The organism is Erythrobacter mangrovi, from assembly GCF_013260645.1.
Lineage (GTDB): Bacteria > Pseudomonadota > Alphaproteobacteria > Sphingomonadales > Sphingomonadaceae > Qipengyuania > Qipengyuania mangrovi.
Map to the genome: position 1 here is coordinate 995,760 of NZ_CP053921.1, position 15,100 is coordinate 1,010,859.

The 15,100-nt window shown below is 64.3% G+C and carries 11 protein-coding genes and 1 tRNA gene; 7 read left to right on the forward strand and 5 right to left on the reverse strand.

Features of this window, described 5'->3' with window-relative positions:
- Positions 1 to 26 precede the first annotated feature (26 nt).
- Together HQR01_RS05155 and HQR01_RS05160 are read left to right on the forward strand one after the other, a co-directional pair.
- On the forward strand, positions 27 to 4,733 hold the full coding sequence (locus HQR01_RS05155) for an NAD-glutamate dehydrogenase domain-containing protein (RefSeq protein WP_173213160.1): 4,707 nt from the start codon (positions 27 to 29) through the stop codon (positions 4,731 to 4,733).
- 56 nt (positions 4,734 to 4,789) lie between these two features.
- Positions 4,790 to 6,022, forward strand: a complete 1,233-nt coding sequence (locus HQR01_RS05160; protein ID WP_173213162.1) for an NAD(P)/FAD-dependent oxidoreductase — start codon at positions 4,790 to 4,792, stop codon at positions 6,020 to 6,022.
- Here the strand turns inward: HQR01_RS05160 and queG are convergent.
- The gene (gene queG, locus HQR01_RS05165) at positions 6,000 to 7,061 is read right to left on the reverse strand and encodes a tRNA epoxyqueuosine(34) reductase QueG (RefSeq protein WP_234030258.1); all 1,062 of its coding nucleotides are present in this window, start codon (positions 7,059 to 7,061) and stop codon (positions 6,000 to 6,002) included. The genes HQR01_RS05160 and queG overlap by 23 nt on opposite strands.
- Before the next feature lie 66 nt (positions 7,062 to 7,127).
- Between queG and HQR01_RS05170 the strand changes: the two genes are divergently transcribed.
- The 4 genes from HQR01_RS05170 to msrB all read left to right on the forward strand — a co-directional run bounded on the left by HQR01_RS05170 (position 7,128) and on the right by msrB (position 11,383).
- Complete coding sequence (locus HQR01_RS05170; protein ID WP_173213171.1) at positions 7,128 to 8,108, forward strand: ABC transporter ATP-binding protein; 981 nt, start codon at positions 7,128 to 7,130, stop codon at positions 8,106 to 8,108.
- Positions 8,105 to 9,316: an ABC transporter permease gene (locus HQR01_RS05175; RefSeq protein WP_173213173.1), complete on the forward strand. Its 1,212-nt coding sequence runs from the start codon at positions 8,105 to 8,107 to the stop codon at positions 9,314 to 9,316. Before HQR01_RS05170 ends, HQR01_RS05175 begins: the two co-directional genes overlap by 4 nt.
- A 152-nt stretch (positions 9,317 to 9,468) precedes the next feature.
- Positions 9,469 to 10,806: a cytochrome P450 gene (locus HQR01_RS05180; protein WP_173213175.1), complete on the forward strand. Its 1,338-nt coding sequence runs from the start codon at positions 9,469 to 9,471 to the stop codon at positions 10,804 to 10,806.
- Positions 10,807 to 10,888: 82 nt separating this feature from the next.
- A complete protein-coding gene (msrB, locus tag HQR01_RS05185) occupies positions 10,889 to 11,383 on the forward strand; it encodes a peptide-methionine (R)-S-oxide reductase MsrB (RefSeq protein WP_173213177.1) in 495 nt (164 codons plus the stop codon).
- Positions 11,384 to 11,439: 56 nt separating this feature from the next.
- On the opposite strand, the gene HQR01_RS05190 is transcribed toward msrB, so the two are convergent.
- The 4 genes from HQR01_RS05190 to HQR01_RS05205 all read right to left on the reverse strand — a co-directional run bounded on the left by HQR01_RS05190 (position 11,440) and on the right by HQR01_RS05205 (position 13,162).
- A complete protein-coding gene (locus tag HQR01_RS05190; RefSeq protein ID WP_173213178.1) occupies positions 11,440 to 12,078 on the reverse strand; it encodes a PilZ domain-containing protein in 639 nt (212 codons plus the stop codon).
- A gap of 162 nt (positions 12,079 to 12,240) precedes the next feature.
- Positions 12,241 to 12,325, reverse strand: a tRNA-Leu gene (locus HQR01_RS05195).
- Between the two features lie 65 nt (positions 12,326 to 12,390).
- On the reverse strand, positions 12,391 to 12,672 hold the full coding sequence (locus HQR01_RS05200) for an integration host factor subunit beta (protein WP_173213180.1): 282 nt from the start codon (positions 12,670 to 12,672) through the stop codon (positions 12,391 to 12,393).
- Positions 12,673 to 12,820: 148 nt separating this feature from the next.
- Positions 12,821 to 13,162 carry a GntR family transcriptional regulator gene (locus HQR01_RS05205; protein ID WP_173213182.1) on the reverse strand — a complete coding sequence of 114 codons (342 nt, stop codon included), beginning with the start codon at positions 13,160 to 13,162 and terminating at the stop codon, positions 12,821 to 12,823.
- A gap of 206 nt (positions 13,163 to 13,368) precedes the next feature.
- Between HQR01_RS05205 and HQR01_RS05210 the strand changes: the two genes are divergently transcribed.
- On the forward strand, positions 13,369 to 15,000 hold the full coding sequence (locus tag HQR01_RS05210) for a peptide MFS transporter (RefSeq protein WP_173213184.1): 1,632 nt from the start codon (positions 13,369 to 13,371) through the stop codon (positions 14,998 to 15,000).
- Positions 15,001 to 15,100: the final 100 nt, after the last annotated feature.

Genomic DNA, 15,100 nt, shown 5'->3' on the forward strand with positions numbered 1-15,100 from the left:
CGTTCTCCGCGAAACGAGAGGCCCCCATGGGTTCGAACAGCGAAACCACCGCCAAGCCAGCCAAGATTTCCAAGAAGCTCCTAAGCGATATCGCCGAGCGGATGCAGCATTCGCTACTACGCGGCGACATACCCTTCGCCCGCGACAAGCTCGCCGAAGCGGCCCATTTCGTCGCAGCGACCGCGATCCATCGCGAAGTCGGCCGCTCGGCCATGCAGGTGGAAAGCGCCACTGACGACAGGCGCTTTACCCGCATCGCCATCGTCAACGACGACATGCCTTTCCTGGTCGATTCGGTGGCGGCGGCCATCGCAGCGCTGGGTCTCTCGATCGACCGTCTGGTCCATCCCGTGCTCCCGGTCGAGCGCAACAAGAACCTCGTGCTCACCGCAATTCCCGCCGGCGATCCCGAGGACGCCGCATGGGAATCGATGATCTATATCGAGACCACCAGGGTCGATGCCCGCACGCGCCGTGCGCTTGAACATACGATTCGCGAGACGCTGGGCGATGTCCGTGCTTCTGTGACCGATTGGCCCAAGCTGCAGCAGGCCATGGCCGCTGACGCCAAGCGGATTGCCGATGCCGACAGCGAAGGCGCGGCGCTGCTCGAATGGCTCAATTCGGGCATGCTGACCCAGCTCGGCCACGTCACCCGCCACCGCGACGGGACGCAGGACAAGCCGCTGGGCATCTGCCGCAAGAGCGCGCGAGAACTGCTCGCCGATGCATCCTACCAGCGCGCCTTCGCCTGGTTCGAGGACACGGCGAACACTCGCATTCCACTGATCATCAAGGCCAACCACCTCAGCAACGTTCACCGCCGCGTTCCGCTCGACCTGTTCATCGTGCCGATCAGGGAAGGTGGCGAACTGGTCGCGCTCTCGGTTCACGCGGGGGTCTGGACCAGCGCCGCATTGGCCGCATCGCCGCGCAATGTGCCGCGCATGCGCCGCCAGGTCGACGAACTTCGCGACCGGCACGGCTTCGACGACACCGGCCATGCCGGCAAAGCGCTGGTTCATGCGCTGACCGCCCTGCCGCACGACCTGCTGATCGGCTTCTCCGAGGAAGACGTGGAACGCGTCGCGACGACCATGATGAGCCTGGTCGACCGCCCTCGCCCGCGTCTGGCGGTGGTCGAGGCCCCTCTGGCCCGCCATCTCTTCGCCTTCGTCTGGCTGCCGCGCGACATGCTGGCGACGCAGGTCCGCCTCGAAATCCAGGCCTTGCTCGAAGATGGCGCATCTGCGCGCCTGCTCGACTGGAGCCTGGTGGTGGAGGGTGGCAATCTTGCCATGCTGCGCTTCGTGCTCGACATCCGCGACGGCGAGAGCGCACCCGACGAGGCGGCACTGGAAGAGCGCATGCAGACCCTGCTGCGCGGGTGGAGCGAAGCGGTCGAGGCCGAGCTTGCCAAGATCGAGGAACCGGCCCGCGCCGCCGCGCTGGCCCTGCGCTTCGCCGAAGCCTTCCCGACTCCGTTTCGCGGCCGCTTCGGCGCGCGCGACGCGGCACTCGACATATCGCGCCTGCACCGGCTGGGGGCGAGCCTCGAGAGCGAGGCCGTCGAACGCGGGGCCCGGATGTACTATTGCGAGCGCCAGGCCGACGGCTGCCTGCGCTTGAAGCTGTATCAGTCCGAGGGCAGCCTGCCGCTGTCCGAAGGCGTGCCGGTGCTGGAGAACTTCGGCTTCCACGTGCAGTCGGAAATGCCGACCGTGCTCGACGACGGCCGCCTAGGGACAATCCACGATTTCCGTCTCGAGCTGAAGCCCGGCAGCGATGCCAAGCTGCTGGTCGAGCGCGCATCGGCGATCGAGGAAGCGATCGCCGCCGTACTCAACGGTGAAGCGGAGAACGATCCGTTCAACCGGCTGGTACCCGAAGCAGGGCTGTCGGCCCATGAGGCCGATTGGCTGCGCGCCTTCTATCGCTACCTGCGGCAGATCGGCATGAGCTTCACCATCTATACCGCGGTCGATGCCCTCGCCGCCGCACCCGATGTGACTCGCGCCCTCGTGGCACTGTTCGTCGCGCGCCACGATCCGGCCTTCAAGGGCAGTCGCGAAAAGGCGATCGAGGAGGCCCGGTCGGCCATCAAGCGCGGGTTGGCCAAGGTCAAGGCGATCAACGACGACCGCCTGCTCCGCCTCTACAATGCACTGATCGATGCGGTGCTACGCACCAATGCCTTCGCCCCGGCGGCGCACGAAGCGCTGGCATTCAAGATCGACAGCGCCAAGGTTCCTGGCCTGCCCAAGCCAATCCCCTATCGCGAGATCTTCGTCTATTCGCGTCGGGTCGAGGGCATCCACTTGCGCGCCGGGCCGGTCGCTCGCGGCGGGCTGCGCTGGTCCGACCGGCGCGACGACTTCCGCACCGAAATCCTCGGCCTGATGAAGGCGCAGCGGGTGAAGAATGCGGTGATAGTGCCGACCGGCGCGAAGGGCGGCTTCTATCCCAAGCAATTGCCCAATCCCGCGCTCGACCGGGAAGGCTGGGCCGCCGAGGGCCGCGCCAGCTACGAAGTCTTCATCCGCACGCTGCTTTCGGTCACCGACAACATCGTCAAGGACAAGGTGGTCCATCCCGAAGGCGTGGTCATCACCGATGGCGAAGATCCCTATTTCGTGGTTGCGGCCGACAAGGGCACCGCCACCTTCTCGGACGTCGCCAACGCGATTGCCGAGGCGAAGGACTTCTGGCTCGACGACGCTTTCGCCAGCGGCGGCTCGAAGGGCTATGACCACAAAGCCATGGGCATCACCGCCAAGGGCGCATGGGTCTCGGTCCAGCGGCACTTCCTCGAAATGGGCGTCGATGTCCAAAGCGAGTCCATCGAAGTCGTCGGCTGCGGCGACATGTCGGGCGACGTATTCGGCAACGGCATGTTGCTGTCGAAAGCGATCAAGCTGGTCGCCGCCTACGACCATCGCCACATCTTCTTCGATCCCGATCCCGATCCAGCGACCAGTTGGAAGGAACGCAAGCGCATGTTCGGCCTGCCGCGCTCGAGCTGGGACGATTACGACAAGGCACTGATCTCCAAGGGCGGCGGCGTGTTCTCGCGCGATGCCAAGGTCATCAAGCTGTCGGCGGCGATGCAGGCCAAGCTCGGTGTCGATCAGGCCGAATTCGAGCCCGAGGCGCTGATATCGGCAATCCTCAAGGCGCCGGTCGACCTGATCTGGTTCGGCGGCATCGGTACCTACGTAAAGGCTTCGACCGAGAACAACGTCCAGGTGGGCGATCCTGCCAACGATACGCTCCGTGTCGATGCAACCGAGCTACGCGCCAAGGTCATTGGCGAGGGCGCCAACCTGGGCATCACCCAGGCCGCACGTATCGAGTTCGGCCAGCGTGGTGGGCGCAGCAACACCGACTTCATCGACAATTCGGCAGGCGTCGATTGCTCGGACAACGAGGTCAACATCAAGATCGCGCTCGCGGCGGCCAAGCGAGCCGGCAAGCTGTCCGAACCGAAGCGGGTCGAACTGCTGTCCGCGATGACCGACGAGGTCGGTATGATCGTGCTGGAGGACAATCGCCTGCAGGCGCTGGCGCTCTCGATCGCCGAAATCGGCGGCGCGCGGGCGATGGCATCCCAGCGGCACATAATCGAAACGCTCGAAACCGGGGGCAAGCTCGACCGGCGCACCGAAGGCCTCGCCGACGACCAGGCGCTGTCGCGCCGTGCGGCCGACGGGCATGGGCTTACGCGGCCCGAGCTCGCGGTGCTGCTGTCCTCGAGCAAGCTGGTGTTGCAGGATGCCATCGAACACAGTGTGCTGGCCGATGACGCGCTGCTCGTGGAAACGCTGTTCAACGCCTTCCCGACGGCGATGCGCACCAAGTTCAAGGCGCAGATTGCGGGTCACCGCCTGCGCCGCGAGATCATCGCCACCAAGCTCGCCAACCGGATCATCAACCGGCTTGGCACCATCCACCCGTTCGAACTGGCGGAAGAGGAGGGTGTCCAGCTGGCCGAGGTCGCAGCGGCCTTTGTCTGTGCGGAGAAGCTGTTCAACCTGCCCCAGCTGTGGGCCGATCTCGACTCGGCGCCCATGCCGGAAAGGGCGCGCCTGCTGCTGTTCGACCGACTGGCGGCTGCGGTCGGCAACCTCATGTCCGATGTCTTGCGCAGTGCCTCTGGCAGGATCGAGCCTAGCACGCTCGTGGCAGAACTCGGCAAGGGCGTGAAATTCCTTTCCGACGCCACCGGCGAGCTTCTTTCGATGGAATCGCGCACGCAATCGTCGCGCCTGCTCGCCCAGCTGGTCGACGCCGGGGCGCCCGAGAAGCTAGCGGCCCGTGTCACTCACCTGTTCGACCTCGACGGGTCTGTCGGGCTGGCGCGCCTGGCGAGCGAGACCGGGATCGATCCCAATGGACTTACCCGCGGCTTCACCGACGTCGGCCAGCGACTCGGCCTCGACTGGGCGCAGTCGACCGCGGCGCTGATGAGCCCGTCCGACGTGTGGGAACGCCTGCTGGTTTCGGGCCTTGCCCGCGATTTCCAGCAGATGCGGCTCGACCTCCTGCGACGGCTGGCGCGGCGCAAGGATGCCAAGAAGGACATGCCGGGCGCCGTCGCGAGTTGGGCCGAGGAACAGGCGGTTGCCGTGCGCGGCTTCCGCAGCATGATTTCGCGTGCGCAGGCGCAATCTCCGGTGGCGCCGGCGATGCTGGCACAGATCGCCAGCATGGCGCGCAACATGCTGGGGCGCTGACCGGGTCGCGCGCCGGTGCTTGACCGGCGCGCGTTTTCCCGCCAGCCACCGCGGCAATGGACCATTACGACGTCGTCATAGTCGGCTCCGGCCATGGTGCGGCGCAGGCCGCGATCGCGCTGCGCCAGAACGGTCACGAGGATTCGATCCTCATGGTCAGCCGCGACCGCAATCCGCCTTACGAACGCCCGCCGCTCTCCAAGGAGTATCTCGCGGGCGACAAGCCGTTCGACCGGATCATGATCCGTCCCGAAAAGTTCTGGGTCGACAAGAACATCGGCCTGCGCCTCGGCTGCAACGTCAATGCGGTCGACCCGATCGGGCATGAGCTGACCCTGTCGGACGAGTCGCGACTGTCCTATCGCAGACTCATCTGGGCGGGCGGCGGCGACCCGCGTCGGCTGGCCTGCCCGGGCAGCGATCTCGGCGGTGTCCACTACGTGCGGTCGAAGCGTGACGTCGACTCGCTGCGTGAGGAGCTGGCCGCGGGTGCCAAGCGGGCAGTGATCATCGGCGCGGGCTATATCGGGCTCGAAGCCGCCGCAGTGCTACGCAAGCTCGACTGCGAAGTAACCGTGATCGAGATGCAGGACCGGGTTCTGGCGCGCGTCGCCGGACCCGACCTGTCCGATTTCTACGCCGACCAGCATCGCGCCCATGGCGTCGACTTACGCCTGTCCACCGGGGTCGAGAAGATCGAAGGCAGGGACGGGCGCGTAGCCGCAGTGGTGACCGATGCCAGCGAGACCATCGCTTGCGACATCGTCATCGTCGGGATCGGCATCGTGCCTTCGGTCGGTCCGCTGATCGCGGCAGGCGCGGCGGGAACCAACGGGGTCGACGTCGACAGCTTCTGCCGCACGACGCTCGACGATATCTACGCGATCGGGGACTGCGCGGTGCATGCCAATCCCTATGCCGACAATGCGGTGATCCGGCTGGAGTCGGTACAGAATGCCAATGACATGGCGACCTGCGTTGCTAAGGCCATCATGGGCGACAAGCAGGCTTACGACGCGGTCCCATGGTTCTGGTCGAACCAGTATGACCTCAAGCTGCAGACCGTCGGGATTTCATCCGGCTATGACGCCACCGTCGTGCGCGGCGACCCGGCCGAAACGAAATTCAGCGTGGTCTATCTCAAGGAAGGCCGCATCATCGCGCTCGATTGCGTGAACGCGGTGAAAGACTACGTCCAGGGCCGCAAGCTGGTGATGGACAAGGCGGTGATCGATCCGGCGCTGCTGGCCAATTCCGAGATCCAGCTCAAGGAAATGGACGCAGCCTAGCCGCTGCCCAATCCGCGGCCTCGGCGACTGCGGGATCGGAATCTCTGCGTAACGCTTCCACACGGGGTAGCAATTCGGGCGCGCTGCTGTTGCCCGCCGCATAGAGGCAATTGCGCACAAACCGATCGCGGCCGACCCGCTTGATCGGAGAGCCGGAAAAGAACTCCCGGAAGCCCGCATCATCGAAAGCAAGGAAGCTCGCGAGGTCGGGCGCGACGAGTTCCGCGCGGGGCGCCAGCTTCAAGTGACGATGCGCGGTGTCGGCGAACTTGTTCCACGGACACACGGCCAGGCAATCGTCGCAACCGTAGATGCGATTGCCCAAGGCGGTGCGGAATTCTTCGGGAATCGGGCCCTTGTGTTCGATGGTCAGGTAGGAAATGCAGCGCCGCGCATCGAGCCTGTAGGGCGCCGGGAAGGCATCTGTCGGGCAGGCGTCCTGGCATGCACGGCACGAGCCACAACGATCCTTGCCCGGCTCATCGGGTGCGAAGTCCAGGGTCGAATAGATCGCCCCGAGGAAGAGCCATGACCCGTGTTTGCGGCTGACGAGATTGGTGTGCTTGCCCTGCCAGCCGATCCCAGCGGCTGCACCCAGCGGCTTTTCCATCACCGGCGCGGTATCGACGAAGACCTTGAGCTCGCTCTCGGGCGCGCGTTCGATCAGCCAGCGCGCCAGCGCCTTCAGCGCCTTTTTGACCACATCGTGATAGTCACGACCCTGCGCATAGACCGAGACGCGGGCCTTCTCGGGCCGCCCTTCCAGCGCCAGCGGGTCGCCCTCGGGTGCATAGCTCATCCCCAGCGCGATGACGCTGCGTGCCTCGGGCCACAGGCCCTGGGGCGAGGCGCGCTGGTCCTTGCGGGCCTCCATCCATTCCATCGATCCATGGCTCCCTTGGCCAAGCCACTGCTCCAGCCGTGCAGCGCGCAGGGTATCGTGCCCCGCAGACGCGAAGCCGCAGGCTACGAAGCCAAGCCTTGCCGCCTCTGCGCGCAGGGCATCCTGCAAGCCGTCGGGTAGAGCGTTGTTAACCAATCTTGCGTGGGCTCCCGTTCACTGGCAGCGGTTAATCGAGCACGCATGCTTACCGAGACAGGTGCGATGACGCGACCCTCCGCTGCCGATACAAGACCGCTCGCTATCGAGGCGCGCGGGTTGGTCAAGCGGTTCGACGATACGCTGGCGGTGGACGGGGTCGATATCTCCGTGCCCGAGGGCGCAATCTACGGGATCCTTGGTCCCAATGGCGCGGGCAAGACAACAACCCTGCGCATGCTGCTGGGCATCATCGATCCCGACGAAGGCGTGAGACGCGTATTCGGCAACGACCGTCCGCACGAAGTCGCCAAGTTGATCGGCTACCTGCCAGAGGAACGCGGGCTCTATCCCGCGATGAAATGCGACGAAGCCATCGCGTTCATGGGCGCGCTGCGCGGCCTGCCGCTGGATCAAGGCCGGGCACGGGGGCGTGAACTGCTCGAACGGCACGGGCTTGGCTATGCCGTCGACCGGCAGATTCGCCAGCTCTCCAAGGGCATGGCGCAGACCGTGCAGCTGCTCGGTACGCTGGTCCACCGCCCGAAGCTGGTCGTGTTCGATGAGCCGTTCAGCGGGCTCGACGCGATCAACCAGGGCAAGCTCGAAGTGATGATCCGCGAACTCGCCAGCGCCGGGACCACCGTGATCTTCTCGACCCACGTGATCCACCATGCCGAACGGCTGTGCGACGAGGTCGCGATCATCGCCGGCGGCAAGGTGCCCTATGCAGGGTCGGTCGATGTCGCCCGCGACCGTATCCCTGCCCAGGTACGGCTCGAAACGCGTGCCGAAGGCGGCGCGTGGCGCAGCGCGCTTCCGGCTGACGCGCGCCACGACGCCAAGGCTGGCGGCGGGCATTTCTGGTATTTCCCTGTGCCCGACAGCGGGATCGAAGCGCTGCTCAAGCGGCTGCTCGATGGTGAAGCCGGCATCCTTTCGCTGTCGATCGAACGCGCCGGGCTGCACGATGCCTTTGTCGAGATCGCAGGCGAGGCAGCGGCGCGCGCGCTCGAGGCCGACAATGTTGAGGAGCAGGGAAAATGAGCGACACCACCCGCCTTTCACTGTTCCAGGCAGCACGCGTCGTCGCCCGGCGCGATTTTCACGCGATCCTGTTCAGCCGCGCATTCTTCTTCTTCCTGCTGGGTCCCCTGTTCCCGCTGATCATTGGGACGCTTGCGGGCGGGATCGGCGGACAGGTACAGCGCGAAGCGGTGACCAATCTGGTAGCGCTTTCGATGAGCGCGGAGGACAGCGCCGCGATGATTTCGGCCAACCAGACCCTCGCGCCCCAGGTCGGCTATGTGCTGCCGCAATTCGTCGTGGACGACAGCGGCGATCCGCCCGCCGAGATCCTGAAGCGACCAGGTGCCAACTACGCCGCCGTGGTCAGCGGCACGCTGGCAGAACCGCGCCTGACCGCACCAGAGGACCAGATTGACCGTTGGAAGGGGCCGGTCGGACTGATCGCGGCGACCGCATCAGGAAGCTCGCCCAACACCTTTCCAGAGATTGCCGCCGAACCGGTGGCGACCAGCGCAGCCGCCGCGCGCACCGACCGGATCCGCACCGCTCAGGCAGGCCAGCTGTTGCTGTTCCTGCTGATGATGCTGCTCGCAGGCATGGTCCTCTCCAACCTCGTCGAGGAGAAGGCCAACAAGGTGATCGAAGTGCTCGCCGCCGCGATCCCGATGGATGCAGTGTTCCTGGGCAAGCTGTTCGCCATGCTTGGAGTGAGCTTCGTCGGCATTGCCGTGTGGGCGGGGTTTGGCGGTGTGGTGGGATTGGTGGCTGGCGAGCAATTGCCTCAACTTCCCGAGCCCGCGCTCGGGTGGCCGCTCTTCATTGCATTCGGCATCGCCTATTTCGCCATGGGTTACCTTCTGCTCGGCTCGCTGTTCCTCACGATCGGTGGAATGGCCGCGACCGTGCGTGAGGTGCAGACGCTGTCGATGCCGGTCACCATGATGCAGCTTCTGGTGTTCTTCCTCGCCGCCTCGGCGATTACCCGGCCGGGATCCGCACTCGAACTCGCGGCCGCAGCCTTCCCGTTATCCTCCCCCTTCGCGATGCTCGCCCGCGCGGCACAGTCTGAGGCACTCTGGCCGCATGCACTTGCGCTTGCCTGGCAGGGTCTGTGCGTCGTGCTGTTCGTCCGCTTCGGCGCGCTGCTGTTCAAGCGGCGGGTGATGAAGTCGGGCAAGGGCGGCCGGGCGAAGAAGTCTGCGGGCGGTGCCGCTGCCGTGACCTGATCGTCCGGCAACGCCTCGACATCCGCCTGCGCAGAAGTCAAAAAATTAGGTTCCGTTTTGAAACGCACTATTGACACGTGTGTCAGTTGCGGCAGGATGGGGGATGAGAGAGCGGGTGCGGCGCCTAGAGTCGCCCCGACATGGAGAGAGATATGGCCACCGCCGCTATTGAACGCCCCCAATGCCGCACTTCGCCGACCGCCTTCCAGGCACTCAAGGAGTACCTTGCGGAGCATCCGGAGGAACGGCTGCAGCATCCGCACAAGTGGGACGTCAGCCGGTCGGACATTTATTACAACGACACGTGGCAGCCGATCTTCAAGGAAATGCGCGAGGCCGGCCCGCTTCACTACATCGATGAGAGCCCATTCGGTCCCTATTGGGCGGTGGTCCAGCACAAGGCGATCCAACATATCGAGGCGCTGCCCGATATCTTCTCGTCGAGCTGGGAGAAGGGGGGCATCACCATCCTCGAACGGCTGAGTGACGAACAGCTTGCCGAAATGGGCCGCGAGAAGTTCGAGCTGCCGATGTTCATCGCGATGGACCGCCCGCAGCACACCGGCCAGCGCCGCACGGTCGCGCCTAAGTTCACCCCCAGCGGCATGACCGAGATGGAGGAAGAGATCCGCCAGCGGACCGGCGAGCTGCTCGATACGCTTCCGCGCGGCAAGGTGTTCGACTGGGTCGATACGGTCTCGATCGAACTGACCACCGGGATGCTCGCAATCCTATTCGGCTTCCCCTGGGAAGACCGCCGCCTGCTGACTTACTGGTCTGACTGGTCAGGCGATACCGAACTCGCCACTGTGCGTGATCTCGACCAGATGCGTCAGGGCATCCTGCGCGAGATGGGCGCCTACTTCCAGTCGCTGTGGATCGAGCGGACCATGGCGAAGGAGCCGAGCGACGACCTGATCTCGATGATGATCCACTCGCCGGCGATGAACCAGATGAGCCCGGAAGAATTCATGGGCAATTTGGTGCTGCTGATCGTCGGCGGCAACGACACCACCCGCAACACGATGAGCGGGATCATCCACGCGTTCGACAAGTTCCCCGACCAGCGCAAACTGTTCGAGGAACATCCCGAACTGATCCCCAATGCGGTACAGGAGTGCATCCGCTACCAGACCCCGCTCGCGCATATGCGCCGGACCTGCACCGAGGACACCGAAGTCTTCGGCCAGCAGATCAAGAAGGGCGATAAGGTCGTGCTGTGGTACATCTCGGCCAATCGCGACGAGGAGGTGTTCGAGAACCCCGACAAGCTCGACATCGAACGCGAGAATGCCCGGCGCCACCTCGCCTTCGGTTATGGCATCCACCGCTGTGTCGGGGCACGCCTGGCAGAGCTCCAGTTGCGGGTCCTGCTTGAGGAAATGCATAAGCGCCGCATGCGGGTGCACGTGGCCGGCGATGTCGAGCGGGTGCGCGCGAACTTCGTTCACGGGTTCCGCAAGCTTGAGGTCGAAATCACGGCGTTCTGACGCCGATCGGGTAACTTTTCGACCTGCTAAAGCGTATGTTCAGCGTGGGGCGTCCATGCCCCACGCCAAGGATATGCGAGCGATGACCAAAACCGTTCTCGACCGCCGCAGCCTTCTCGGCTGGATCGGCGCCTCCGCCAGCTTTGCGGCACTGGCCGCGTGCGGCTCAGGCCGAGCCGAAGCGAAGACCTTCCCCCTGACGCTTAGCGACGCCGAATGGCGCCAGAAGCTGACCAAGACCGAATATTGGGTGTTGCGCCAGGAGGGGACCGAGCGTCCCTTTAGCTCACCGCTGAACAAGGAATACCGCGAGGGCACTTTCGTTTGCGCCGGTTGCGCCACGCCGGTCTATTCGTCGAAGGTGAAGTATGACTCGCACACTGGTTGGCCGAGCTTCTGGCAGGCGCTGCCAGGCGGCGTCGGGACCAGCACCGACTACAAGCTCGGTTATCCGCGGACTGAAGTGCATTGCGCGACATGCGGCGGGCATCTCGGCCACATCTTCGACGATGGACCGCGCCCGACCGGCAAACGCCACTGCATCAACGGCGTAGCGCTGGATTTCATCCCGGCCTAAGTTTTGGGGCGCCTCCCCAATCGATGGGGGAGCGGGGCCATCTGGACTAACCGTTTTTAACGGCGATCTTCAGGGTTCAGCAGGAGCGGGCACTGGACGCGTGCCGCGAGCAAAGCGAATTCGCGCAGGCTGAAGAAGGTATCGAAAGCCAGGCCATAGTTGGCGTCCCGGCGCCAGCGGACCTTGGCGCGAATCTCGGGCATGAACTCGTTTTCGATGCGGACCGTCTGGTCGATGGCGAAGACGCTTTCGCACTCGATCCGAGCGCCTTGCTGCGACAGGTTGAGCATGTAGGCGTTGGCCTTCTGGCTCAGCGTCGAAACGGTCAGCGGCATCGCGAGGTTGAGGCGCAGCTGGCGCTTGGGGAAGGCCCAGTTTTCGTGAACCAGGCGTTCGACGGGAACGACGCTCTCGAAGCGGTAGCTGCCATCGAACCCATCGGCCCGCACCTGGGTCATCTCGTAGATTTCACCGTTCTGCAGTTCGAGCGCAATCTGCTGGTCAGTCGGAAGCCCGTGAAAGGTCCGCAGGCTGACCCCGGTGGCTGAAACATCGCGGACCACGCAAACGAATTCGCCCTGTCCGCAGACGAGTTTTGCCGCCCGAATCAAGGAGGTAAAGCGTGGCGCGCCCCGCTGATCGGAGGCCGTTGCGGAGCTCGATTCATTCATCGCGTAGGCCGTCGCGAATTCCATCTACCCTAATCCCTGTTCGACGCCTCGCCCCTTCTGGCGAGCACAAACTCTTATGGATCGAAAGCTTTTCTCGACCATTCAATGGGCCACTAAGCGTTAACACGGAGTCAAAGCCGGGGTGGGTTTTGTCAGATAATCCGACAATTGATGCGGGCAGTGGGATGGTGCGGGCGGTGGGACTCGAACCCACACGAGCAAAGCTCAGGGGATTTTAAGTCCCCGGCGTCTACCATTCCGCCACGCCCGCAGCGGTCGGCAGCGTTAGGGGTTTGGCGCCCAGCGCGCAATTGGGCAGGTAAGGGCCGGGCGCAATCAGTCCGCGTTGAGGCGGCGACGCATTTCCTTGCCGGGCTTGAAATAAGGCACCTTCTTCGCGGGCACGTCGACGGTATCGCCAGTGCGCGGATTGCGCCCCTTGCGCGCCTCGCGCTCGCGCGTCGAGAAGGCCCCGAAACCGCGCAGTTCCACTCGGCCGCCTTCGGCCAGGCGCTGGGCGATTTCTTCAAAGAAGATGTCGACTACCTGTTCGACCTCTTCGGCCCGCAATCCGGGGTTTTCCTGTGCGAGAACGGCCAGCAGTTCAGATCGGATCATAAGAGCTCTCCCGGCCGCCCTCCCGGGCCAGCCAGACAACTGTTTTCGTTTTCGCAACCCTCCCGGATCACCGCATGGGCGGTTTCGCCGAGGTAAACTATAGTGGCAGAAGCCCCGCGTCCTCGCAAGAAAACAATTGCTTCCCCCGTCAGGCGTTGGACAGGAGGTCGGCCGCATCGACGCCGAGCCGGTCCATGCGCGCGCGGATCTCCGGCCATTCCCGGTCGAGGAAGAGCTTGCGCTCGCTTGCGCGCAGACGATCGGCCGCACCTGGCACGACGTACATGCCGACGCCGCGCTGGACCTCGACCAGGCCATCGTTCTGGAACTGCTGGTAGGCCTTGGCCACTGTCAGCGGGTTTGCGCCCTGCTCAGCTGCGAGTGCCCGGACCGAAGGAAGCATCTCCCCTTCGGCGTAGCGCCCATCGATAATGGCTGCGGCGATCATGTCGCGCAGCTTGAGATAGACGGGCTTGGTTTGATTATTCATGGCGATTCCCCGAGAGCTGCTGATACAGTGCCATAATACAGCGCTGCGCACAAGGCTTCGCCCCATCGGCGCATCTTTGCCGTTCACCCACGCGCAAGGCGGTCTCGTCTGTAACTAAGGCTTCACATGCGCGTTCGAGCCGCTAGGGTGCCGCGCCATCGGGACCTGCAAGCGGTCGCAAGCGAAATTCAGGGGGAAGACCTGTAATGAAAGAATTGGCGTTGTGGAACGAGGGCGACTGGATTGCGGTCATCGCGGTCGTCGTGCTCGCACTATTCCTGGCGATCGGCGGCAAGATCGCGATCCAGAAGGAACCGGAGTTCGCCGGCCACCCCAAGGGCCTCTACATGCTGTTCTTCGCCGAGATGTGGGAGCGCTTCTCCTATTACGGCATGCGCGCCATCCTGATCTTCTACCTGACACAGCACTGGCTGTTCTCGGACTCCAAATCGAGCCTGATCTACGGTGCCTATACCTCATTGGTCTACATTACCCCGGTGCTGGGCGGCTATCTCGCCGACCGCTACCTAGGCCAGCGCAAGGCGGTGCTGTTCGGCGGCCTGCTGCTCGCAGCGGGTCACTCGTTGATGGCAGTCGAGGGCGTTGGCGGGCAGGATGATCCAACGATCAACGTCTTCTGGGCCGCCCTGGCCTTCATCATCGTCGGCTCGGGCTTCCTCAAGGCCAATATCTCGGTGATGGTCGGGCAGCTTTACAAGCTCACCGACATCCGCCGCGATGGCGCCTACACCATCTTCTACATGGGCATTAACGTCGGTGCGGCGATCGGTACGATCCTCGTCGGCTACCTCGGCCAGACCATCGGCTGGGGCTTCGGTTTCGGCCTTGCTGGCATCGGCATGCTCGCGGGCCTCGTGGTCTTCGTGCTCGGCAAGAAAGCGTTGAAGGGCGCAGGCGAGGCGCCGGTGGTCCTCAGCAAGAGCCGCGAATGGACGCTCTACGGCATCGGCCTGGCAGCCGTCGCGGTGATCTGGGCGCTGGTCCAGTACCAGGACGTGATCCAGTCGCTGCTCGCCGTCTCGGGCGTCGCGCTGCTCGGCTACGTGCTGTACGAGAGCTTCAAGCTCGAGAAGGAACCGCGCGAACGCATGTTCGCCATCCTGTTCCTGATCAGCCTCAACCCGCTGTTCTGGGGCCTGTTCGAACAGGCCGGCGGATCGATGAACCTGTTCACCGACCGCTTCGTCGATCGTGGCGCAGTGCCGGCATCGATCTTCCAGTCGATCAACCCGATCTACATCATCCTGATGGCGCCGATCTTCGCTGCGCTGTGGCAGTGGCTGGGCAAGCGGGGCAAGGAACCGTCCGCGCCGGCCAAGTTCGGCCTTGCCCTGGCGCAGATGGGCCTCGGGAACCTCGTGCTGGTATGGGGCGCCCAGGCCTATGGTATCGAGGCGATGACCCCGGTCATCTTCGTATTCCTCTACTACCTCCTCGCCACCACCGGCGAACTGTGCCTTTCGCCCGTTGGGCTCTCGGCCATGAACCGGCTGGCACCGCCCTTCCTCGCGTCGCTGATCATGGGCGCGTGGTTCTACATGACTGCGGTCGGCAATTTCGTGGCAGGCAAGATCGGTGAAGCCACCGGTGGCCACGGCGGCGAGCTGAGCAAGGCCAAGCTGCTCGAGATCTACGAGATGTTCGGTTGGGTGGCGATTGGCGCGGCGGTAGCCGTCCTGCTGGTCAGCCCAATCGTCAAGCGGTGGATGCATCTCGACACTCTCGAGGACCGCACCGACGGCCTGCTCGGTGCGAAAGAAGGTCCGGGCGAAGCACAGGGCGCGGGAACTCATCCCGAAACGCGCCCGGCGGGCTGACCGCCGACCGTTCTGCGAAAGGCGGGATCGACCCGACAAGCGCATTTGACCGTACCGGCCGGGGCAGCAATGCTCTGGCCGGACTGCATCTGGGGGAACC